Raw genomic sequence first — 22,996 nt, 5'->3', positions numbered from 1 at the left:
CCCGATCGAGATCCCGCCAGTGGGGAACTGTTGCGCGGTCCGTCGTACGCTCGGCCGGACCGATCACGCGCCCCGACCGGGGCCGCATCCCAGCCCGACCGCCGGAGTGTGCCGTGCCGTCCGCCCCCCGCCCCGCCGTCAAGGGCGCGGCCCTCCTCCTGCTCGCCGCCGGTCTCACCGCGTGCAGTGTGCTGGCCGTCTCCGGGGAACGCACTCCGGACAGCGGCCGACCCACCGTCCGGCCGCCCCGGGAGGTGCTGCTGTCGGCCGCCCAGCGGCTGGACGACGTCGGCGGCGCGCGGGTCCAGCTGGTCGAGGAGGGACCGGCCGGGCGGCGGAGCGCGAGCGGGACGGTCTCCTGGGGCGCCCACGACGCGGCCGACCTGACCGTGACCGACGAGCTGGGCACCGGCCGGCTGAGCGGCCGGGACGGCGTCCTGGACCTCGGGTACCCGGGCGCGGCGCCGAAGCGCGCCGAGCGGGCCGACGCCGAGTCGCTGGACTCCCGCGCGAGCGCCGCCGGCCGGGGCGGCTGGGCCGGCGGGTGGATGACCGGCCTGGTCTCCAACCCCGGCGGGCAGATGCACTCGATGGCGCTGGCGGGCAAGCTCAGCTCCCTCGGCGGCGAACAGCTGAACGGCGGGACCGTCGCCCACTACCGGGGCACCGCGTCGGTCGAGGACTTCTTCGCCGCCGACGAGGGGCTGGGCCCCGAGCGGCTGGCCGCGGTGGTCGGGTACCACCGGCAGCGCGGGGTCACCGGCGTCGGCTACGACTTCTGGGTGGCTCCGGGGGACCGGCTGCTCCGGGTGCGGTCCACCTTCCAGGGCACCGCCGGGGCGGTGGTGACCACGACGGAGGTCGCCGAGCCGGTCGAGCCGGGCGCGGAGTCGGGCTCCGCCGAGCCGGGGGCGGGGCCGTCGGCCGTGCAGCCGTCGGGTCCGGAACCGGTTCCGGGGCCTGCTCCGGGCTCCGCTCCGGCGGCCGTCCCGGTCGGCTGACGCCGCGTCGCAGGGGGGCGCCGCCGGGCGCGCGGGCGCCGGGTGGCAAGGTGGCGGGGAGAGGGCGGCCAGGGAGCGCGGCCGCCGGGGCGGGAACGGTACGAAGGGGAGACGGGGATGGCGGTGCGGCAGCGGCTGGCGGCGGCGGTGGCCGTCGCGGTGCTGGCGGGCGGCCTGACCGGTTGCAGCGGGTCCGGCGGCCCGGCGCCGGGTCCGTCCGCTTCCGGCGCCGCGACCCCGACCCCGAGCAGTGCCTCGCCGACCTGGCCGGCCAAGCCGACCGACCGCTCGCCGCACGGCGTGCTGCTCTCCGCCCAGCTGGCCATGCAGACCGCCCGCCGGGCCAAGGTGAGCTACCGCCTGGGGGCGGACGCCGGCTCGGGCCCGCTGTTCTGGCAGCCGAAGACCGCGCTCCAGGTCAAGCGGTCCACCCCGGCCGAGGCCGAGCAGCTGATCGTCGTGGACACCGTCGCCTACCAGGGCGGGGACGCGGCCACCGCGGCCCGGCAGGGCGGGCGGCACTGGGAGCGGTTCGCCGTGGCGCCCGGCCCGGACGGGCACCGGGAGGTCCCGTACGCGGGGCTGATCGACCTGCTCAACCCGGTGGTGGCGCTGGCCGCCGCGACCGCCGACGGCGTCACCGTGCAGTACGTCGGCGAGGAGAAGTTCGAGGACTCCACGGTCGAGCACTACCGGGCCGTCACCGACGCCGCGCGCTACGCGGCGGCCCAGACCCAGCTCGGCCAGGCCCGCCGGGACGGCCTCCGGGCCGCGCTGGCGCCCGGTGGCTCGGCCTCGCTCACCCTGGACCTCTGGCTGAACGACAAGGACCAGCTGGTCCGGCTGCAGCGGACCGGCGCCGGGGAGAGCGGCCGGGTGGACGACTCGGTGCTCTACACCGATCCGGGCGGGGCGCTCTCGGTGCAGGCGCCGGCGGAGGCGGACACGGTGGACGTGGGCATCCGGAGCATCTCGCCGTTGAGCCGTTGAGCCGTTGAGCCGTTGAGCCGTTGAGCCGTTGAGCCGTTGAGCCGAAGGGCCTTGGGCCGAGGGCTTTCGCGCCGCGGGACCGCCGGCCCCGGGCCGGCCTGCGGCTTCGGGCAGATGGGCGATTTGCCCCGGGCGGCGGCGTCCCGCTACTGTGGCGGAAGCCAAAGACCGCTGGTTGTCGCCGTGGGCCCGCGAGGGACCGCGCGACCGAAGGATCTGCGCTTCACGCGCAGGCAGCCCGCGCAGGATTGTTTGGAGCTTGGACTTCCGGCCCGTGCGCCTCGTGCACACGTCCGTCGAGGTCGTACTGAGCCCCGTGCGCCTGCGCACCGGGGCTCTTCTGCATTTTCCGCAGGGGGATCCCTTCCGTCCAGTGGTCCACGGCTGAATGGTCGACTTTCGCGGTCGGCCGGACTTCGACATCACGGAAGGAGGCGTAAGCCTATGGCTAGGCCCGACAAGGCTGCTGCCGTCGCCGAGATCACGGAGCTTTTCCGTGGCTCGAACGCGGCGGTGCTGACCGAGTACCGCGGTCTCACGGTGAAGCAGGTTAAGACCCTGCGTCGCTCGCTGGGCGAGAACGCCCAGTACGCCGTGGTGAAGAACACGCTGACCAAGATCGCGGCCAACGAGGTCGGGATCACGGAGCTCGACGACCTGTTCGCCGGTCCGACGGCTGTCGCCTTCGTCACCGGTGACCCGGTGGAGTCGGCGAAGGCTCTGCGTGACTTCGCCAAGGACAACCCCGCTCTCGTCATCAAGGGCGGTGTCCTTGACGGTAAGGCGCTGACCGCCGACGAGATCAAGAAGCTCGCGGACCTCGAGTCCCGCGAGGTGCTGCTCGCCAAGCTGGCGGGTGCCCTGAAGGCCAAGCAGTCCCAGGCTGCCGCGCTCTTCCAGGCCCTGCCGTCGAAGCTCGTCCGCACGGTGGACGCGCTGCGCGACAAGGTCGAGCAGGGCGGTGCCGGTACGCCGGCTCCCGCCGCCGAGGACGAGGCCGCCGAGTAGTTCGGCAGGCTCACGCCTCGCTGCGGGCCCGTACGCCCGCCAACCCGTACATCCGGCACCACCTGCCGATTTAGTGGAAGGACGCCAATCATGGCGAAGCTGTCCCAGGACGAGCTGCTCGCGCAGTTCGAGAACCTGACCCTCATCGAGCTGGCCGAGTTCGTCAAGGCGTTCGAGGCGAAGTTCGACGTCACCGCCGCCGCCCCGGTCGCCGTCGGCATCGCCGGCCCGGCCGTCCCGGCCGAGGTCGTCGAGGAGCAGGACGAGTTCGACGTCATCCTCGAGGGTGCCGGCGACAAGAAGATCCAGGTCATCAAGGAGGTGCGCACCCTGACCTCCCTCGGCCTGAAGGAGGCCAAGGACCTCGTTGACACCGCTGGTGCCAAGGTCCTGGAGAAGGTTGCCAAGGACGTTGCCGAGAAGGCCAAGGCCGCCCTTGAGGGTGCCGGCGCCAAGGTCACCGTCAAGTGATCTCGCGCCCCCTCCTCTGAGGGGGCCTGAGGCCGGGCCGATCACCCTTACGGGTGGTCGGCCCGGCCTTTTCGCGTTCCCGGCCCAGGACGGGCCCACAGGCCCGCGGAGGGCCGGCCGGACGGGTCGTACACCGGAGTGGCCGAACGTCCACTCGGCACTGTCGGTGCGGGCGGGTATGGTGATCGCTGTCATCGCCTGACGCTCCCACCACGGCTTCTGTAACGCCGGGGGGCCCACGGCCGATGGACGGGTCGAGGTCCGCAGCCGGAGGCGGGCCCTTGACGAACCGGACGGGTCGCGCGATTCTCAAGGCGCGAGTCCGACCCGGTTGGTCCGCCGCTGGATGCATAACCAGTGGCTCCGGCGGGAAGTGACTCCACGTGAGTCCTGGGCCCGGCAAGTCCGGGCCGATGCAGTACCCGTCGGGCGTTCGCGTCCGACGGCAACCGGGAGGAGTCTCCGATTCGGTCTCCGAATCAGAGCTGGACAGCAGTGTCGCCATTGGCTACACTGTCCCTTTGCGCTGCCTGTTAGCTGCTCCGTGACTCGTCGCCCGGAGTATGCGTTGCCCTGAAGGGGTCTGGCATCGCCTCCGCAAAGCGGCTCTGACCTGGGATTCACTCCCGGGCGGAGGCCGGCGGCGAGGAGGCGGGACCAAGCCCAGCCAGGCCCGGCTGGTACGCGCGTAGTGAGCTCCGAGCCCTCGGAAGGACCCCCCTCTTGGCCGCGCCGCGCAACGCCTCGAACAATTCCGCCGCATCCACCGCCCCGCTCCGCGTCTCGTTCGCGAAGATCAAGGAGCCCCTCGAGGTACCTAACCTCCTCGCCCTGCAGACCGAGAGCTTTGACTGGCTGCTCGGCAATGCGGCCTGGAAGTCCCGGGTCGAGGCGGCGTTGGAGAGTGGTCAGGACGTCCCCACGAAGTCCGGTCTGGAGGAGATCTTCGAGGAGATCTCCCCGATCGAGGACTTCAGCGGGTCGATGTCGCTGACCTTCCGCGACCACCGTTTCGAGCCGCCCAAGAACTCGATTGACGAGTGCAAGGACCGCGACTTCACGTTCGCGGCCCCGCTCTTCGTCACGGCCGAGTTCACCAACAACGAGACCGGTGAGATCAAGTCTCAGACGGTCTTCATGGGCGACTTCCCGCTCATGACCCACAAGGGCACGTTCGTGATCAACGGCACCGAGCGTGTCGTCGTGTCGCAGCTGGTCCGCTCCCCGGGCGTGTACTTCGACTCCACCCTGGACAAGGTGTCCGACAAGGACATCTACTCCTGCAAGGTCATCCCCTCGCGTGGTGCCTGGCTGGAGATGGAGATCGACAAGCGCGACATGGTCGGTGTCCGCATCGACCGCAAGCGCAAGCAGTCCGTCACCGTGCTGCTCAAGGCGCTCGGCTGGACCAACGAGATGATTCTCGAGGAGTTCGGCGAGTACGAGTCGATGCGCGCCACCCTGGAGAAGGACCACACCCAGGGCCAGGACGACGCGCTGCTGGACATCTACCGCAAGCTGCGTCCGGGCGAGCCGCCGACCCGCGAGGCCGCGCAGACGCTTCTGGAGAACCTCTACTTCAACCCGAAGCGCTACGACCTCGCCAAGGTCGGCCGGTACAAGGTCAACCGGAAGCTGGGCAACGCCGAGTCGCTGGACTCCGGCGTGCTCACCGAGCCCGACATCATCGGTGCGATCAAGTACCTGGTGAAGCTGCACGCCGGCGAGGTCGAGTGGAGTGACGAGACCGGCCGCGACATCGTGGTCGAGGTCGACGACATCGACCACTTCGGCAACCGCCGCCTGCGCAACGTGGGCGAGCTCATCCAGAACCAGGTCCGTACGGGTCTCGCCCGTATGGAGCGCGTCGTGCGTGAGCGCATGACCACCCAGGACGTCGAGGCGATCACGCCGCAGACCCTGATCAACATCCGGCCGGTCGTCGCCTCCATCAAGGAGTTCTTCGGCACCAGCCAGCTGTCGCAGTTCATGGACCAGACGAACCCGCTGTCGGGCCTGACCCACAAGCGCCGTCTGTCCGCCCTCGGCCCCGGTGGTCTCTCCCGTGAGCGCGCCGGCTTCGAGGTCCGTGACGTGCACCCCTCGCACTACGGCCGCATGTGTCCGATCGAGACCCCGGAAGGCCCGAACATCGGTCTGATCGGGTCGCTGGCCTCGTACGGCCGGGTCAACGCGTTCGGTTTCATCGAGACCCCGTACCGCAAGGTCATCGAGGGTGTCGTCACCGAGCAGGTCGACTACCTCACGGCCGACGAGGAGGACCGCTACGTCATCGCGCAGGCCAACGCCCCGCTGACGGCGGAGCTGACCTTCGCCGAGCCGCGTGTCCTGGTCCGCCGCCGTGGCGGCGAGATCGACTACATCCCGGGCACCGAGATCGACTACATGGACGTCTCGCCGCGCCAGATGGTGTCGGTCGCGACCGCCATGATCCCGTTCCTCGAGCACGACGACGCCAACCGCGCGCTCATGGGCTCGAACATGATGCGCCAGGCGGTGCCGCTGCTGAAGAGCGAGGCCCCGCTGGTCGGCACCGGCATGGAGTACCGCTGCGCCGTCGACGCCGCGGACGTCATCACGGCCGAGAAGCCGGGTGTCGTCCAGGAGGTCTCGGCCGACTACGTCACCGTGGCCAACGACGACGGCACGTACACCACGTACCGCGCCGCCAAGTTCACCCGCTCCAACCAGGGCACCGCCTTCAACCAGAAGGTGCTCGTGGACGAGGGCGCCCGGGTCGAGGCCAACCAGGTGCTGGCCGACGGCCCGTGCACCGACGAGGGCGAGATGGCCCTCGGCAAGAACCTGCTCGTGGCGTTCATGTCGTGGGAGGGTCACAACTACGAGGACGCGATCATCCTGTCGCAGCGCCTCGTGCAGGACGACGTCCTCTCCTCGATCCACATCGAGGAGCACGAGGTCGACGCCCGTGACACCAAGCTCGGCCCCGAGGAGATCACCCGGGACATCCCGAACGTCTCCGAGGAGGTCCTCGCCGACCTCGACGAGCGCGGCATCATCCGCATCGGCGCCGACGTCGTCACCGGCGACATCCTGGTCGGCAAGGTCACCCCGAAGGGTGAGACCGAGCTGACCCCGGAGGAGCGCCTGCTCCGCGCGATCTTCGGTGAGAAGGCCCGTGAGGTCCGCGACACCTCGCTGAAGGTGCCGCACGGTGAGTCCGGCAAGGTCATCGGCGTCCGCGTCTTCGACCGCGAAGAGGGCGACGAGCTGCCCCCGGGCGTCAACCAGCTGGTCCGCGTCTACGTGGCCCAGAAGCGCAAGATCACCAACGGTGACAAGCTCGCCGGCCGTCACGGCAACAAGGGCGTCATCTCGAAGATCCTGCCGGTCGAGGACATGCCGTTCCTGGAGGACGGCACCCCGGTCGACATCATCCTCAACCCGCTGGGTGTCCCGTCCCGAATGAACCCGGGACAGGTCCTGGAGATCCACCTCGGGTGGCTCGCCAAGCAGGGCTGGGACGTCTCCGGCCTCGCCGACGAGTGGGCCCAGCGCCTGCAGGCGATCGGCGCCGACACCGTCGAGGGCGGCACCAACCTCGCCACCCCGGTCTTCGACGGCGCCCGCGAGGACGAGATCACCGGCCTGCTGGACAACACCACCCTCACCCGTGACGGTGAGCGCCTGGTGAACTCCACCGGCAAGGCCCGGCTGTTCGACGGCCGCTCCGGCGAGCCGTTCCCGATGCCGGTCTCGGTCGGCTACATGTACATCCTCAAGCTGCACCACCTGGTCGACGACAAGCTCCACGCCCGCTCGACCGGCCCGTACTCGATGATCACCCAGCAGCCGCTCGGTGGTAAGGCGCAGTTCGGTGGTCAGCGCTTCGGTGAGATGGAGGTGTGGGCCCTTGAGGCATACGGCGCGGCCTACGCGCTGCAGGAGCTCCTCACCATCAAGTCCGACGACGTTCTCGGCCGTGTGAAGGTCTACGAGGCCATCGTCAAGGGCGAGAACATCCCCGAGCCCGGCATTCCCGAGTCCTTCAAGGTGCTCATCAAGGAAATGCAGTCGCTCTGCCTCAACGTGGAGGTGCTGTCCTCGGACGGCCAGTCCATCGAGATGCGGGACTCCGACGAGGACGTGTTCCGCGCCGCCGAGGAGCTCGGCATCGACCTGTCCCGGCGCGAGCCGAGCAGCGTCGAAGAGGTCTGACGGAGGCTGGGCCGGCCCGGTGACGGGCCGGCCCGCCCCCAGGCCCCCCTCAGACCACATGAACGACTCTCGACTTACGAAAGAGGGCTTGACGACCAGTGCTTGACGTCAACTTCTTCGACGAGCTCCGCATCGGCCTGGCCACCGCCGACGACATCCGCCAGTGGTCCCACGGCGAGGTCAAGAAGCCGGAGACCATCAACTACCGCACCCTGAAGCCCGAAAAGGACGGACTCTTCTGCGAGAAGATCTTCGGCCCCACCCGGGACTGGGAGTGCTACTGCGGCAAGTACAAGCGCGTCCGCTTCAAGGGCATCATCTGTGAGCGCTGCGGCGTCGAGGTGACCCGCGCCAAGGTGCGCCGTGAGCGGATGGGCCACATCGAGCTGGCCGCCCCGGTCACGCACATCTGGTACTTCAAGGGTGTGCCGTCCCGCCTCGGCTACCTGCTCGACCTGGCGCCGAAGGACCTCGAGAAGGTCATCTACTTCGCCGCCTACATGATCACCTGGGTCGACGACGAGCGCCGCCAGCGCGACCTGCCGTCCCTGGAGGCGCACGTCTCGGTCGAGCGTCAGCAGATCGAGAACCGTCGCGACTCCGACCTCGAAGCCCGCGCCAAGAAGGCCGAGACCGACCTGGCCGAGCTGGAGGCCGAGGGCGCCAAGGCCGACGTGCGCCGCAAGGTGCGCGAGGGCGCCGAGCGCGAGATGAAGCAGCTGCGCGACCGCGCGCAGCGCGAGCTCGACCGTCTCGACGAGGTGTGGGCGCGCTTCAAGAACCTCAAGGTCCAGGACCTGGAGGGCGACGAGCTGCTCTACCGCGAGCTGCGCGACCGCTTCGGCACCTACTTCTCCGGCTCGATGGGCGCGGCGGCCCTCAAGGACCGCCTGGAGACCTTCGACCTGGCGGAGGAGTCCGAGCGCCTGCGCGAGATCATCCGCACCGGCAAGGGCCAGAAGAAGACCCGTGCGCTCAAGCGCCTCAAGGTCGTCTCCGCGTTCCTGCAGACCACCAACAAGCCCAACGGCATGGTGCTGGACTGCGTCCCGGTCATCCCGCCGGACCTGCGTCCGATGGTGCAGCTGGACGGTGGCCGCTTCGCGACCTCCGACCTGAACGACCTGTACCGCCGCGTGATCAACCGCAACAACCGCCTGAAGCGGCTTCTCGACCTCGGCGCGCCCGAGATCATCGTGAACAACGAGAAGCGCATGCTCCAGGAGGCCGTCGACGCGCTGTTCGACAACGGCCGTCGTGGTCGCCCGGTCACGGGCCCCGGCAACCGCCCGCTGAAGTCCCTCAGCGACATGCTGAAGGGCAAGCAGGGTCGTTTCCGTCAGAACCTGCTCGGCAAGCGAGTCGACTACTCGGCCCGTTCGGTCATCGTCGTCGGCCCGCAGCTCAAGCTGCACCAGTGCGGTCTGCCCAAGGCCATGGCGCTGGAGCTCTTCAAGCCGTTCGTGATGAAGCGCCTGGTCGACCTGAACCACGCGCAGAACATCAAGTCGGCCAAGCGCATGGTCGAGCGCGCCCGCCCGGTCGTGTGGGACGTCCTCGAAGAGGTCATCGCCGAGCACCCGGTGCTGCTGAACCGTGCACCCACCCTGCACCGCCTCGGCATCCAGGCCTTCGAGCCCCAGCTGGTCGAGGGCAAGGCCATCCAGATCCACCCGCTCGTCTGCACCGCGTTCAACGCGGACTTCGACGGTGACCAGATGGCCGTCCACCTGCCGCTCTCCGCGGAGGCGCAGGCCGAGGCCCGCATCCTGATGCTGTCCTCGAACAACATCCTGAAGCCGGCCGACGGTCGCCCCGTCACCATGCCGACCCAGGACATGGTGCTCGGTCTGTTCTTCCTCACCTCGGACCGGCCGAAGGTCAAGGGCGACGGTCGTTCCTTCTCCTCGACCGCCGAGGCGGTCATGGCGTTCGACGCCAAGGAGCTGGACGTCCAGGCCGTCATCGACGTCCGCCTGCCGATCGGCACCGTCCCGCCCCGCAGCTGGACCCCGCCGGTCGACGAGGACGGTCAGCCGGCCTGGTTCGAGGGCGAGTCCTTCCGCCTGCGCACCACCCTGGGCCGCGCGCTCTTCAACGAGCTGCTGCCCGAGGACTACCCGTTCGTCGACTACGAGGTGGGCAAGAAGCAGCTCTCCGCGATCGTCAACGACCTGGCGGAGCGCTACCCCAAGGTCGTCGTCGCGGCGACCCTGGACAACCTGAAGGCGGCCGGTTTCCACTGGGCCACCCGCTCGGGTGTCACCGTCTCGATCTCGGACGTCGTCGTCCCGCCGCAGAAGGCCCAGATCCTCGAGGGCTACGAAGCGCAGGCCGAGAAGATCCAGAAGCAGTACGAGCGCGGTCTGATCACCAACGACGAGCGCAAGCAGGAGCTCATCGGCATCTGGACCCGGGCGACCAACGAGGTCGCCGAGGCGATGAACGCCAACTTCGAGAAGACCAACCCCATCTTCATGATGGTGGACTCGGGCGCTCGAGGAAACATGATGCAGATGCGCCAGATCGCCGGTATGCGTGGTCTGGTGTCGAACGCGAAGAACGAGACGATCGCCCGTCCCATCAAGGCGTCGTTCCGTGAGGGCCTCACCGTTCTCGAGTACTTCATCTCGACCCACGGTGCCCGTAAGGGTCTGGCCGACACCGCTCTGCGTACCGCCGACTCCGGCTACCTCACCCGTCGTCTGGTCGACGTCTCCCAGGACGTCATCATTCGCGAGGAGGACTGCGGCACCGAGCGCGGCCTGAAGCTGGCGATCGGCACCGTCGGTGCCGACGGCGTCCTGCGCAAGACGGACGACGTCGAGACCAGCGTCTACGCCCGCATGCTCGCCGAGGACATCACGGTGGACGGCAAGCTCCTTGCCACCGCCAACACCGACCTCGGCGACGTGCTGATCGACGAGCTGATCCGCCACGGCATCAGCGAGGTCAAGACCCGCTCGATCCTGACCTGTGAGTCGGCCGTCGGCACCTGTGCCTTCTGCTACGGCCGCTCGCTGGCCACCGGCAAGCTGGTCGACATCGGTGAGGCGGTCGGCATCATCGCCGCCCAGTCCATCGGTGAGCCCGGTACCCAGCTGACCATGCGTACCTTCCACACCGGTGGTGTGGCCGGTGACGACATCACGCAGGGTCTGCCGCGTGTCGTCGAGCTCTTCGAGGCCCGTACCCCCAAGGGTGTGGCCCCGATCTCGGAGGCGCAGGGCCGGGTCCGCATCGAGGACACCGAGAAGACCCGCAAGCTGGTCGTCACCCCGGACGACGGCACCGACGAGATCGCCTACCCGGTCTCGAAGCGTGTGAAGCTGCTGGTCGGCGAGGGCGAGGCGGTCGAGGTCGGCCAGAAGCTGACCATGGGTGCCACCAACCCGCACGACGTCCTGCGCATCATGGGCCAGCGTGCCGTCCAGATCCACCTGGTCGCCGAGGTCCAGAAGGTCTACAACTCGCAGGGCGTGTCGATCCACGACAAGCACATCGAGATCATCATCCGGCAGATGCTCCGCCGCGTGACGATCATCGAGTCGGGCGACGCCGAGCTGCTCCCGGGCGAGCTCGTCGAGCGCGGCCGCTTCGAGCAGGAGAACCGTCGCGTGGTGTCCGAGGGCGGTCACCCCGCCTCCGGCCGTCCGCAGCTGATGGGTATCACCAAGGCCTCGCTGGCCACCGAGTCCTGGCTGTCGGCCGCCTCCTTCCAGGAGACGACCCGGGTCCTGACCGACGCGGCGATCCACGCCAAGTCGGACCCGCTGCTGGGCCTCAAGGAGAACGTCATCCTCGGCAAGCTCATCCCGGCCGGTACGGGTCTGCCCCGCTACCGCAACATCCGGGTCGAGCCGACCGAGGAGGCCAAGGCCGCGATGTACTCGGCCGTCGGCTACGACGACTACGACCTGTCGCCCTTCGGTGCCGGCTCCGGCCAGGCGGTCCCGCTGGACGACTACGACTACGGCCCGTACACCGGCTGAGTCCACGGTTGAACCGCAGGGCGGTCACCCCTCACGGGGTGGCCGCCCTGCGGCGTTCCCGGGGCTTCCTGGGGGCTTCCCGGGGCTCCTGGTGCCTGGTCTCCCGCCCGGTGCGGGCCCGTGCTGCGGGGCGGTCGGTCCCCGGTCGGTCCCCGGTGGGTGGCCGGCGGGTGGTGTTTTCGGGGGCCGGGGGAGTCCGGTTAGGTTTCCCGGCCGTGGTCGCGTAAGGTCGTGTTTACCGACGCGGGGTGGAGCAGCTCGGTAGCTCGCTGGGCTCATAACCCAGAGGTCGCAGGTTCAAATCCTGTCCCCGCTACTGAATCGAAGGGCCCGGAGGCACATCGCCTCCGGGCCCTTCGGCGTTTCCCCGTTTCCTCCGCCCTCCCTCCTGCGGGGGAGGGCGGGAAACGGGTCGGGCGGGGGAAGCGGGGGCGGGGGCCGGCGCGGCAGGCTCGGGGCGTCGGCAACGGACGTGGACGAGAGGGTGTCGGGGATGGGTGCGAAGCGGGCGTTGGGGGCCGTGGCGATCACGGGGGCGGTGCTGCTCGGGTCGGTGGGGTGCTTCTGGGACGAGGACGAGCGCCGGACGGTCTCCTACGGGGTGGCCGAGCCGGTGCGGGAGCTGGTGGTCGAGGGGCGGACCGGGGGGATCGAGGTCCGCGCGGGGGACACGGTGCGGGTGGTCGAGAAGCAGAGCTACCGCGGCCCCGCGCCGGAGACCCGGCACGAGGTGCGGGACGGCACGCTCAGGCTGGCGTACGACTGCTCGGACTGCGGGGTGGGTTACGAGGTGACCGTGCCGGCCGGAACGGTGGTGCGGCTGAGCAGCGAGACCGGCGGGATCCGGCTGCACGGGCTGGCCGGCGAGGTGGAGGCCAAGGTGGGCACCGGTGGCGTCCAGGGGACGGCGCTGACCTCGCCGACGGTACGGGTGAGCGCCGAGACCGGTGGTGTCGAGGTGGCGTTCGCGGCGAGCCCGACCACGGTGGAGGCGCGGTCGGTGACCGGCGAGGTCAGGGTGCGGGTGCCGGGCGGGGAACCGTACGCGGTGGACGCGGAGGCGGTGACGGGCGGGGTCGAGGTGGCGGTGCCCCGGCAGGCCGGCGCGCCGCGCACCATCTCGGCGCGGACCGACACCGGGGGTGTGGTGGTCACCGATGCCTGACGGCGTGGTACGGGACGCCGGCCGGGGCGTGCTCACGCTGCTGCCGGTCGGGCATGATCTTCTCCGCGGGGTGGGCCTCCCCGCGGACGGGGGAGGTGTCACGGTGGGGCGAGCGGTGCGCTGGCGGGCGGGGCTGGCCGGGGTCAACCCGTACGTGGTGGACGGGCTGTTGACGGTCGGCTCGGCGGGGGTCTCGCTCTGGTCGGTGTACCACGACGACACGGCGTGGTCCTGGTGGGCCTATCTGCTGGCCCTGGGGACGGCCCTGCCGTTGCCGTGGCGGCGGATCGCCCCGGTCACGGTGCTGGCGGTCAGCGGCGGGGTGTCGGCGGTGCTCTCGGTGCTCGCCCACTCGGCGATGCCGCAGCTGCCGTTGTACGCCGTGGTCACCCTCTACACGGTGGCCGACCGGGCCAGGGACGGGCAGCGCTGGGCCGTGCTGGCCGTGGTGGTGGTCGCCAACGTGGTGGGGACGCGGTCGCCGAACGGCATGCTGTTCTCGCTGCTGACCTCGGTCGGGGCGTTCGTCTTCGGCTCGCTGGTGCGTGAACTGCGGAGGCTGGCGCAGGTGGAGTCGGAGCGGGCGCGGGAGGCCGGGCGCCGGGCGGCCAGCGACGCGGCGCGCGCGGTGGCCGAGGAGCGGGCCCGGATCGCCCGGGAGATGCACGACATCCTGGCGCACGCCGTCTCGCTGATGGTGATCCAGGCGGAGGCGGGGCCGGTGGTGGTGCGTTCGGACCCGGAGCGGGCGATCAGGACCTTCGACACCATCGCCGACTCCGGGCGGGACGCCATGGTGCAACTGCGTCGGGTGCTCGGCGTGTTGAAGGAGGAGGGGGCGGCGCCCGAACTGGCGCCGCAGCCGCGGCTGGCGGAGCTCGCGGCGCTCGCGGAGCGGGTGCGTACGGCCGGGCTCTCGGTCGATCTCGACCTCGGACGCGTCGGCGGTCCGCTGCCGGCGGACGTGGAGGCGGCCGCGTACCGGATCGTGCAGGAGGCGCTGACCAACACGGTCAAGCACGCGGGCGCCTCGCACACGCTGGTGCGGGTGGTCCGGGAGGGGGAGGAGCTGGCGGTCGTGGTCTCCGACGACGGGCGCGGTGTGCCGTTGCCGGCCGGCCGGGCCGCGAGCGGCTGGTCCGGGGGGCGCGGGCTGGTCGGCATCCGGGAGCGGGCGGCGGCCTGCGGCGGCCGGGCCGAGGCCGGTCCCGGGCCCGGCGGCAGGGGTTTCCTGGTGAGCGCCCGGCTGCCGCTGGGGGCGTCCGGGCTGGTGGGCGGAGTGGGCGGAGTGGGCGGAGTGGGCGGAGTGGGTGGATGAAGCCGATCCGGGTGGTCGTCGCGGACGACCAGGAGCTGGTGCGGGCCGGGTTCGGGATGATCCTGGACGCGCAGCCGGACATCGAGGTGGTCGCCGAGGCGGGCGACGGCGCGGAGGCGATCGAGGCGGTCCGGGTGCACGGGCCGGACGTGCTGCTGCTGGACGTCCGGATGCCGGTGATGGACGGGCTGGAGGCGGCCCGCCGGGTCTGCGCGGAGTACCCGGAGACGAAGGTGATCATGCTGACCACCTTCGACGCCGACGACTACGTCTTCGACGCGCTGTACGCGGGAGCCAGCGGGTTCCTGCTGAAGGACGTCCGCCGGGACGACCTGGCACACGGTGTGCGGATGGTGGCGTCCGGAGAGGCGCTGCTGGCGCCGTCGGTGACCCGCCGGCTGATCGGGGAGTTCGCCGCCCGGCGGCCGGGCGGCGCGGAGCGGGCGGTACGGCCGCCGTCCGGGCTGCTGGAGCAGCTGACCGGGCGCGAGCGGGAGACGCTGCGGCTGCTGGCCCGGGGGCTCTCCAACGCCGAGATCGCCGCCGAGCTGGTGGTGAGCGAGCACACGGTGAAGACCCATGTCAGCAATGTGCTGGGCAAGCTGGGTCTGCGTGACCGGGTGCACGCGGTGGTGTTCGCGTACGAGGCGGGCGCGGTGGTGGCGGGCGAGGGCTGACGGCTCCCCCGCGCGGGGGAGGGGCCGGATTCGCCGGTGCGGGCGATCCGCGACGAGGGCGGCGGCGGACAGGATCCGGGGTGTCGGAACAACGACGGCCCCAACCTCGGGAGAGCACCCATGGACACCTCGACGCTCGGTCGCGCCACCCCGTTCGCGGTCATCGGCGGACCCGTTCTGATGGCGCTGTACGGCGGCATCCGGCTGCTGGACGGATCGCGTGACCCCGGTGCGGGCTGGCTGGTCGGTCACGGCCTGATGCTGGCGGGGCTGGTGTTGTTCGCGCCGGTGCTCGTCGCGCTGGAGCGGTGGCCGGCGCCGCACCGCACGGCGGCGGGCAGGGTCGCGGCGCGCGCCGCCCTGGGGGTGGCGTCCGCAGGGCTGGCGGCGTCGGTCGTGCAGATCGTCATCGACCTGTACGTGGGGGCGGTGGCCGTCGACAAGGCGGACCAGCACCGGCTGTTCGACAGCGTCCAGAGTCATCCGGGGGTGGTGCCGGTGGTCTACTCGGTCGGTCCAGTGCTGTTCTACGTCGGTCTGCTGGCGCTGCTGGTGGCCGGCACGGTGGGCCGGGCGCGCACGCTGCGCTGGTGGAGCCCGGTGCTGGTGCTGGCCGGGACGGTGCTGACGGCGGCGGACCTGGCGCTGATCCCGGTCGCTGCGGGGTGCTATCTGGTGGCCCTGGCTCCGTTGGCGGGCTTCGGCGCCGGCGCCGGGCGGCCGGTCGTGGCCTGAGCGGGCCTGGGCGGGGCCTGGGCGGGCCCTGAGCGGGCCTGGGCGGGGCCTGAGCGGGCCTGAGCGGGGCAGGCCGGGGCGCGGGCCTGCGCGCGACCTGGGGCGGATATCGGTGGCGGGCCGGCGAGGAGCGGCCGTACCGTCCGGGGCATGAACGCGAAGCGCCCGCTGATCGCCGTGCTCACCGGCGCCGGCATCTCGACCGACTCCGGCATCCCCGACTACCGCGGCCCGAACGGACTCTGGCAGCGCGATCCGGAGGCCCCGCGGCTGGTCACCATCGGCCCGTACACATCGGACCCGGACGTTCGCCGCCGGTCCTGGCTGATGCGCGCCGAGGTCGGTGCGCTGGCCGCCGAGCCGAACGCCGGGCACCGGGCGCTGGTCGACCTCGAACAGTCCGGGCTGCCCGTCCGGGTGCTCACCCAGAACGTCGACGGGCTGCACCAGCGGGCCGGCCAGTCCCCCCGCAAGGTGCTCGAACTGCACGGCACCGCACAGGAGGTGCAGTGCATGCGGTGCAAGGTGGTGGGCCCGGTGGCGGAGGCGCTGGACCGGGTGGCGGCGGGCGAGCCGGACCCGGACTGCCGGGCCTGCGGCGGGGTGCTGCGGCCGCGGACCGTCATGTTCGGCGAGCAGCTGGACCCGCAGGTGATCCAGCAGGCCGACGCCGTCAGCAAGGCCTGCGACCTGTTCCTCGCCGTCGGCACCAGCCTGCAGGTCTTCCCGGTGGCCGAACTGCCGTACAGCGCGCTCGGGAACGGGGCCCGGCTGATCGTGATGAACGGCGAGCCGACCCCGTTCGACGAGGTCGCCGACGAGGTGATCCGCGAGCCCATCTCCACCGCGCTGCCGGACCTGGTCCGCCGGCTGGTGGCCCGGTACGTCTGAGACCTCCGGCGCCGCCCGGGCCCCCGGGGCCCGGGCGAGTCGGTGACGAACAGGTATCCACTGGACGAACTGCCCAGTCCCGCAGGGTGGTTCTGCGCTACGCTGCGGCACGGAGCGGCGTGGCCGGATTCCGGCCACCGGGGGGAGGCTGCGCGGGCGGCTCCGCCCGCGCACCGCACCGGCCACGGGCGTTCACCCCCGCGGCGGCGCGCACCGAAGGAGCCCTCATGACGTCAGGTCGACTGCTGGACCGTCGCGCGATCGGGGGTGAGCTGCGCGCTCTGGCGGCCAGGCCCGGCCTGGTGGGTCGTCAGGAGGAGCTCAAGGAGCTCGGGTTGGCGATCTCGGGCGCCGGCGACCTGGACCAGTGGGCCGACCTCGACCTGATGCAGAGCTTCGTCCGGCCGGAGAGCGTCCGGGCGGCGGTCCGGCCGCGGCCCGAACCGAGGTTCTGGTCCTGGCTCGAAGTCGCCCTGGGTGGACTGGTGTTCGTCCCGCTGCTGGTCACCTGGGCCGGCCTGATGCAGGCGACCAGCGCCTACCAGGCCCTGATCGGTGCGGATGCGGCGCAGGCCGCCCGGCCGTTCCTCCAGCTCTGGCAGACCGGCTTCGAGGGCCGGCTGGCCGGCTGGGCCACCTTCGGCGACATCGCGCTGTCCGCCACGCTGTTCATCGCCCTGCTGCTGGTCTTCTCCGTCGCGCACGGCGTCCGCAGGGCCGGGACCGAGCGCCGCGAGACCGGGGCGGTGCAGGAGGCGGAGGAGCTGCTGGCCGAGCTGGCCCCGGTGCTCACCCGGGCGCAGCTGGTGCTGAACGAGCGCCGCCGGTCCTCGCCGCAGCGGTTCGTGGCCGAGCTCACCGGCGCGGCGGAGACCCTGGAGCGGCTCGGTCGGCAGGCCGCCGACACCCAGCGGGACCTCAGCGACGCGGCGCTGGTGGTCGAGCGGTCGGTGACCGGGGCCAGGGAGCGGCTGGCCGAGGTGGGCGCGGCGGTGGACCCGCTGCGGCGGGCGGTCGACGGGATCGAGAAGGCGGTCGACGGCGTGGGGAAGGCCGTGCGGGACAGCGGCGAGAAGCTCGCCGGGACCGTCCGGGACGGCGCCGCCGCCACGGACGACCTGGTCCGGCGCGGCGGGCAGCAGGCGGCCGACGCCGCCGATGCCGTACGGCGGGCCACCGAGCGGGTCGGCGCCGAACTGTCCGACGCGGGCGAGCGGGTGGAGGACGCGGTGCGGGACCTCGCGGTCGCCCAGCGGGGGTTCACCACCGGCGCGGAGACCGTCGCCGACGTCGGCGGGCGGCTGCTGGAGCAGCTCGACGGGCTGGCCCGGGAGGTCGCGTCGATGGCCGACCGGGTCACCGCGGCGGCCTCGGCGGCCGCGGCCGCGGCGGCACGGGTGGACGCCCGGGACGAGCGGCGGGCCCCGGGCCCGGGAGCACTGCTGGTCAAGACCGTGTCGGAGCCCGGACCGGGCGCGGGCGGCACCCGCTCGCGCCCCTCGGACCCGTTGGACGCCCCGGGGACGCCGGGCGTCTCGGACACGGTCGCGGACGCGGTCGCGGTCGCGGTCGCGGTCGCGGACGAGCAGACGCTGCTGGAGCTGGACGAGGTGCCGGTGCGGCAGGCGGGCCGATGAGGGACCGGTTCCGAACCGGGCGGCCGCGCGTCCGGAGCGCACACCTCGCGGGCTGGCTCTTCGCGGACCTGCTGCTGGTCCTGGCCCTGGTCGCGATGGGCGACCAGGGTGACCCGGTGGCGGCCGCGCGCGCCACCGCGACGCCCGCGGCCACGGCCACGGCCACGGCCGACGCGAGTGCCACCGCCTCCGAGACACCCCGGCCGACGCCCACCCCCGCCGGCCCGCGCGGGGTGGAGCACGACGCGGTCACCGTCGACGTCACCGGGGACTCCTCCGACACGGCCGGCCTGGTGGCGCAGATCCGCGCGGCCACCGAGCGGTACGCCGGGCGCCAGGCCGCGGTGGTGCTCACGTTCGGCAGCAACCGCGACCCGGGCGCCGGACAGGCGTACGCGCACACCGTCAACGGGCTGCTCGCGCAGGCCCGTCCGGAGATGTTCCGGGGCACCACCACCCGGGACTTCATCTCGCTGACGGACAACCCCCGGCACGCCTCGCTGGAGATCTACTTCTACACCGGCTGACCGGGGCCCCGGCCGTCCGGTCCGGGCCCCGTTCCGAACCGTGCCCCACACCCGCTGTGAACTGCGAGACCAAGGAGAAGTGCCGTGCAGATCCTCCCGTTCTACGCCGTGTGCGACGAGTCGGGGTCGATGAGCGCCGACATCGACACCCTCAACAAGGCCCTGTTCAACCTCCACCAGGAGATCAGCACCAACCCGACCATCTCCGACAAGACGCGGTTCGGGCTGATCGGCTTCTCCACCGACGCCAACGAGCTGCAGCCGCTGGTCGATCTGAGCGACCTGGACGAGCTGCCCGCCCTGGAGGCCTCCGGCCTGACCTCCTTCGGCAACGCCTTCACCCTGCTCCGGCAGTCCATCGAGCGGGACGTGCAGCAGCTGAAGGCGGAGGGCCACGACGTCTACCGTCCGGTGGTCTTCTTCCTCTCCGACGGCGTGCCGACCGACTCCGACTGGGAGCAGCCGTACCAGGACCTGCTCGCCGCCGCGTTCCGGCCGCACATCATCGCCTTCGGCATCGGCCAGGCGGACCGCACGGTGATCGCGCACGTCGCCACGTTCAAGGCCTTCATGCAGGAGGAGGGGTCGGCGGACCCGGCGGTCGCGCTGCGGGAGTTCGCGGCCAGCCTGACCCGGTCGATCGTCCGCTCGGTGAGCGGGGCGACCGCGGCCGGGCAGGGCATGAGCCTCCAGGTCGACGACCACGTGCCCGGGTTCACCGCCGTCTCGCTCGACAAGCTCTGAGCGGGGTCGCCAGGTGAACCCGTACGACAATCCGCAGGGCAGTCCGTACGACAACCCGCACGGCAACCCGCGGGGCGGTCAGGGGCCGGAGCCCGTGCCCGAGCGGGCCTTCGACCCGATCGACGTCGCCTCGTCCGTCTACGAGCACGGCTGGGGGCCGGGCCCGGTCGCCCCGGCCCCGGCCAGGCCCGTGCCGTCCACCCCGGTGCCGTTCCTGCCGCATCCGGCCACCACCGGGCCGGACGCGGCGGGGCAGCCTGGCCGCGACCGGCCCGCGGCGGCGCCCGGCGTGCCGCCGGCACCGGCGGCGGGAGCGTCCGGCCTGGTGCCGGTGTCGGGCGAGGAACCCGGCGCCGTCCACCACGTCGGCCGCAAGCCCCCGGCCTACACGCCCGAGCCGACCGGCATCGCCGACGTCGGCGCCGACCTCTACGCGGGGACGCTGCCCGACACCGTGGTGGACGGCGGCACCTTCGGCCCGGTCACCGTCCGGGCCGCCTCCGTCCGCGGCGACTCGCACCGCTACCGGGGCGAGTGCCGCCAGGACGCCGTCCTGGTCACCCGGGCCGGTGACCTGCTGCTGCTCGCGGTGGCCGACGGCGTCGGCTCCCAGCAGCACTCCCAGCGCGGTTCCAACGGCGTCCTGCGGCTGCTGGCCCGGCAGGTCGCCCACAAGGCGGAGACGCTGCTGGCCTGCCTGCGGATCGGGGCCGAGGCCGACTTCGCGGTGCTCATGGGGCAGATGGTCGCGGCGGTGGCGGGCGAGCTGGCGAAGGACGCGGGGCAGTGGGGCCTGGACCCCAAGTCGTACTCGACGACGCTGCGCGCCCTGCTGGTGCCGGCCGACGCGGACGTCACCGCCCGCGGCTTCGTCTCGGTCGGCGACGGCGGCCTGCTGCGCCTGCGGGAGGGCGGCTGGACCAACTGCGAGCAGGACGAGGACGACGGCGCGCTGATCAGCACCCGGACCCACTGCCTGCCCGAGGCCTACGAGCAGACCCGGGTCCGGTTGATCACCGACACGCGCCCCGGCGACCTGCTGGTGCTGTGCACCGACGGTCTGGCGCTGCCGTTGCTGAAGGAGCCCGACCTGCAGGACTTCCTCGCCGACCGGTGGGGCGGTCCGGACGTCCCCGGCCTGGCCGAGTTCCTCTGGCAGGCCCAGGTGAGGGTGCGCAGCTACGACGACGACCGCACGGCCGTCTGCCTCTGGGAGGCCGCCCGGTGAGCGCCCCGGACATCGCCACGGCGCTGGCCGGCGGGGCGGACGTGGAACTCGCGCTGCTGGCGGTGGGGGCCGAGGCCGGGCGGGGTGGCCAGGGCCTGGTGCAGCGCCTGGCCGGCTACCCGGGCCTGCTGTTCAAGCGTTACCTCGACCCCGGGAAGGTGCACGGCCCGGCCCTGGCCGAGCTGGTCGCCCTGCGCCTCGCGCTCCCCGGGGAGGAGCGGGACCGGCTGGACGCGCAGGCCGCCTGGCCGCTCTGCCGGGTGGTCGACGGCCCGGGCTGCGTCGGGTTCCTGATGCAGGAGGCGCCGGCCGCGATGTCCTGGCAGACGGGTGCCGGCGGGCGCAGGCTCACCGAGGCGCAGTACCTCTTCTACCCGGAGAAGCCCGCGACCCAGGGCGTGGTCCGCCCGGACCCGGAGCAGCGGCTCGCCCTGGTGCTGGAGCTGGCCGGGCTGATCGAGCGCCTGCACCGCTGGGGGCTGGTGATCGGTGACCTCTCGCACGCCAACGTGCTCTGGTCGGTGGTCCCCGAGCCCGCCGTCCATCTGCTCGACTGCGACGGTGTCCGCCGGGTCGGGGCGGCGCCGGTCCTGGAGCAGACCGACACGCCCGACTGGGCGGACCCGCTCTCCCCGCACGGCAGCAGCGCCACCGTGGACAGCGACCGCTACAAGGCGGCCCTGCTGTTCGGGCGGACCCTGGCCCAGGACCCCTACCTCACGCCGGGGCAGCCGTTCGAACCGCTGCCGGACGTGCTGACGGACCGGCAGCTGGCGACGGTCCGCCGGATCTGGGAGCAGGCCGGCGGGCCGTACGGGACCAGACCGGACCTGACCGCCTGGCTGCTGGCGCTCGGCGGCCGGGGCAGCATCCCGCTCGGGGCCGGCGGTCCGGCCAGGGCCGCCCGCCCGGTCGACGAGCGGCTGTTCGACGGTCGGGCCCCGCGGGGCAGCATCCCGCTGCGCCGCCCGACCTGACGCGGGCAGGCCGGAGGCCGGCCGGCCGTACGGGGGGGCGTAGGAGGGGGGCCCGTACGAGGAGGGCCGCGCGGGGGCGCGGTGCACGGGGGAGGGGACGCGGGAGGGGAGGGGACGCGGGAGGGGCCGGAGGCCGGACGGACTGCATGCGTACGATGATCCTTCCGGCTTCCCCTCACGGCCTGGAGTGATCGACCGATGACGACGACACCGAAGTTCGACCCCTGGTCGACGGAGTTCGTGGCCCACCCGTACGACGCCTACGCCGACCTGCGCGAGCAGGCCCCGGTCACGTACTACGAGCCGACCGGGCAGTGGCTGGTCTCGCGGTACGAGGACGTCAGCGCCCTGCTGCGGGACCGCCGGCTCGGCCGGACGTACACCCACCGCTTCAGCCACGAGGAGTTCGGGCGGCCCCTGCCCGACCCGGCCCACGAGCCGTTCCACACCCTCAACGACAACGGCCTGCTCGACCTGGAGGCGCCCGACCACACCCGGATCCGCCGGCTGGTCTCCAAGGCCTTCACCCCGCGCATGGTCGAGGGGCTCCGCCCGACCGTCCGGCGGCTCGCCGGCGAACTGGTGGACGGCCTGCTCGCGGCCGGCGGCGGCGACCTGATCGGAGCCGTCGCCGAACCGCTGCCGGTCGCGGTGATCGCCGAGATGCTCGGTGTCCCCGAGGCCGACCGGCACCTGCTGCGCCCGTGGTCCGCCGACATCACCGGCATGTTCGAACTCAACCCCACCGAGGAGGCCGCCCGCCGGGCCGTCACCGCGAGCGTCGAGTTCTCCGACTACCTGCGCGCCCTGATCCGCGAACGCCGCGCCGCCCCCGGCACCGACCTGATCAGCGCGCTGATCCACGCCCAGGAGGGCTCGGACGCGCTCAGCGAGCAGGAGATGATCTCCACCTGCGTGCTGCTGCTCAACGCCGGCCACGAGGCCACCGTCAACACCACCGGCAACGGCTGGTGGGCGCTGTTCCGCAACCCCGGGGAACTGGCCCGGCTGCGCGCCGACGTCGACGGGCTGCTGCCCACCGCCGTCGAGGAGCTGATGCGCTGGGACACCCCGCTGCAGATGTTCGAGCGCTGGGTGCTGGAGGACGTCGAGGTGCGCGGGGTCACCGTCCCGCGCGGCTCGGAGGTCGCCCTGCTCTTCGGCTCGGCCAACCGCGACCCGGAGCGGTTCGCCGACCCGGACCGGCTCGACCTCGGCCGCGCCGACAACCCGCACATCACGTTCGGCGCCGGAATCCACTTCTGCCTGGGCGCCCCGCTTGCCAGACTGGAGCTCACCGAGTCGTACGGCGAGCTGCTGCGCCGGGCGCCGGGCCTGCGGCTGGTCCGCGAGCCCGAGTGGCGCCCGGGCTACGTGATCCGCGGGCTCAAGGAACTGCTGGTCGAGGTCTGACGGTTCGGCCGGGGGCCGGGCG

The 22,996-nt window shown here is 72.2% G+C and carries 17 protein-coding genes and 1 tRNA gene; all 18 read left to right on the top strand.

All coding sequences use genetic code 11. From position 1 onward, the window contains the following. Window positions 1-113: 113 nt before the first annotated feature. The 18 genes from ACFWIC_RS12235 (at window position 114) to ACFWIC_RS12150 (ending at window position 22,974) form a co-directional block, all read left to right on the top strand. Window positions 114-1,001: a hypothetical protein gene (locus ACFWIC_RS12235; protein ID WP_380518070.1), complete on the top strand. Its 888-nt coding sequence runs from the start codon at window positions 114-116 to the stop codon at window positions 999-1,001. A gap of 117 nt (window positions 1,002-1,118) precedes the next feature. Next, window positions 1,119-1,991: a hypothetical protein gene (locus tag ACFWIC_RS12230; protein ID WP_380518067.1), complete on the top strand. Its 873-nt coding sequence runs from the start codon at window positions 1,119-1,121 to the stop codon at window positions 1,989-1,991. A 444-nt stretch (window positions 1,992-2,435) separates the two neighbouring features. Further along, on the top strand, window positions 2,436-2,999 hold the full coding sequence (rplJ, locus tag ACFWIC_RS12225) for a 50S ribosomal protein L10 (RefSeq protein WP_329885423.1): 564 nt from the start codon (window positions 2,436-2,438) through the stop codon (window positions 2,997-2,999). An 87-nt stretch (window positions 3,000-3,086) separates the two neighbouring features. Then, on the top strand, window positions 3,087-3,470 hold the full coding sequence (gene rplL, locus ACFWIC_RS12220) for a 50S ribosomal protein L7/L12 (RefSeq protein WP_329885736.1): 384 nt from the start codon (window positions 3,087-3,089) through the stop codon (window positions 3,468-3,470). Window positions 3,471-4,193: 723 nt separating this feature from the next. Then, a complete protein-coding gene (gene rpoB, locus ACFWIC_RS12215; protein ID WP_329885422.1) occupies window positions 4,194-7,670 on the top strand; it encodes a DNA-directed RNA polymerase subunit beta in 3,477 nt (1,158 codons plus the stop codon). A gap of 98 nt (window positions 7,671-7,768) precedes the next feature. Next, window positions 7,769-11,662 carry a DNA-directed RNA polymerase subunit beta' gene (locus ACFWIC_RS12210; RefSeq protein WP_329885421.1) on the top strand — a complete coding sequence of 1,298 codons (3,894 nt, stop codon included), beginning with the start codon at window positions 7,769-7,771 and terminating at the stop codon, window positions 11,660-11,662. Between the two features lie 242 nt (window positions 11,663-11,904). Further along, window positions 11,905-11,978: transfer RNA gene (locus ACFWIC_RS12205), tRNA-Met, on the top strand. A gap of 177 nt (window positions 11,979-12,155) precedes the next feature. Then, window positions 12,156-12,827: a hypothetical protein gene (locus tag ACFWIC_RS12200; protein ID WP_380359715.1), complete on the top strand. Its 672-nt coding sequence runs from the start codon at window positions 12,156-12,158 to the stop codon at window positions 12,825-12,827. Further along, window positions 12,820-14,145 (top strand): sensor histidine kinase, encoded by a 1,326-nt coding sequence (locus tag ACFWIC_RS12195; protein ID WP_380359717.1) that lies wholly within the window; start codon window positions 12,820-12,822, stop codon window positions 14,143-14,145. The genes ACFWIC_RS12200 and ACFWIC_RS12195 overlap by 8 nt, the downstream gene beginning before the upstream one ends. Continuing rightward, window positions 14,142-14,822, top strand: coding sequence for a response regulator transcription factor (locus tag ACFWIC_RS12190; protein ID WP_329950370.1), 681 nt, complete (start codon window positions 14,142-14,144; stop codon window positions 14,820-14,822). The genes ACFWIC_RS12195 and ACFWIC_RS12190 overlap by 4 nt, the downstream gene beginning before the upstream one ends. 120 nt (window positions 14,823-14,942) lie before the next feature. Continuing rightward, on the top strand, window positions 14,943-15,557 hold the full coding sequence (locus ACFWIC_RS12185) for a hypothetical protein (protein ID WP_380359719.1): 615 nt from the start codon (window positions 14,943-14,945) through the stop codon (window positions 15,555-15,557). Between the two features lie 150 nt (window positions 15,558-15,707). After that, window positions 15,708-16,448: a Sir2 family NAD-dependent protein deacetylase gene (locus ACFWIC_RS12180; protein WP_329950372.1), complete on the top strand. Its 741-nt coding sequence runs from the start codon at window positions 15,708-15,710 to the stop codon at window positions 16,446-16,448. 227 nt (window positions 16,449-16,675) lie between these two features. Further along, window positions 16,676-18,085 carry a methyl-accepting chemotaxis protein gene (locus ACFWIC_RS12175; protein WP_380518061.1) on the top strand — a complete coding sequence of 470 codons (1,410 nt, stop codon included), beginning with the start codon at window positions 16,676-16,678 and terminating at the stop codon, window positions 18,083-18,085. Beyond that, a complete protein-coding gene (locus ACFWIC_RS12170; RefSeq protein WP_380518058.1) occupies window positions 18,082-18,612 on the top strand; it encodes a hypothetical protein in 531 nt (176 codons plus the stop codon). The genes ACFWIC_RS12175 and ACFWIC_RS12170 overlap by 4 nt, the downstream gene beginning before the upstream one ends. 84 nt (window positions 18,613-18,696) lie before the next feature. Beyond that, window positions 18,697-19,356 carry a VWA domain-containing protein gene (locus ACFWIC_RS12165; RefSeq protein WP_329950375.1) on the top strand — a complete coding sequence of 220 codons (660 nt, stop codon included), beginning with the start codon at window positions 18,697-18,699 and terminating at the stop codon, window positions 19,354-19,356. Window positions 19,357-19,369: 13 nt separating this feature from the next. After that, the gene (locus ACFWIC_RS12160; RefSeq protein ID WP_380518055.1) at window positions 19,370-20,584 is read left to right on the top strand and encodes a PP2C family serine/threonine-protein phosphatase; all 1,215 of its coding nucleotides are present in this window, start codon (window positions 19,370-19,372) and stop codon (window positions 20,582-20,584) included. Beyond that, window positions 20,581-21,561, top strand: a complete 981-nt coding sequence (locus ACFWIC_RS12155; RefSeq protein ID WP_380359728.1) for a hypothetical protein — start codon at window positions 20,581-20,583, stop codon at window positions 21,559-21,561. The genes ACFWIC_RS12160 and ACFWIC_RS12155 overlap by 4 nt, the downstream gene beginning before the upstream one ends. Window positions 21,562-21,759: 198 nt before the next feature. Next, on the top strand, window positions 21,760-22,974 hold the full coding sequence (locus ACFWIC_RS12150) for a cytochrome P450 (protein ID WP_380359729.1): 1,215 nt from the start codon (window positions 21,760-21,762) through the stop codon (window positions 22,972-22,974). The last annotated feature ends 22 nt before the right edge of the window (window positions 22,975-22,996 follow it).

The sequence above is a fragment of the Kitasatospora sp. NPDC127035 genome, from assembly GCF_042726075.1.
Lineage (GTDB): Bacteria > Actinomycetota > Actinomycetes > Streptomycetales > Streptomycetaceae > Kitasatospora.
Note: the sequence above shows the minus strand (reverse complement) of the source record. Positions and strands in the feature narration are given on the sequence as shown.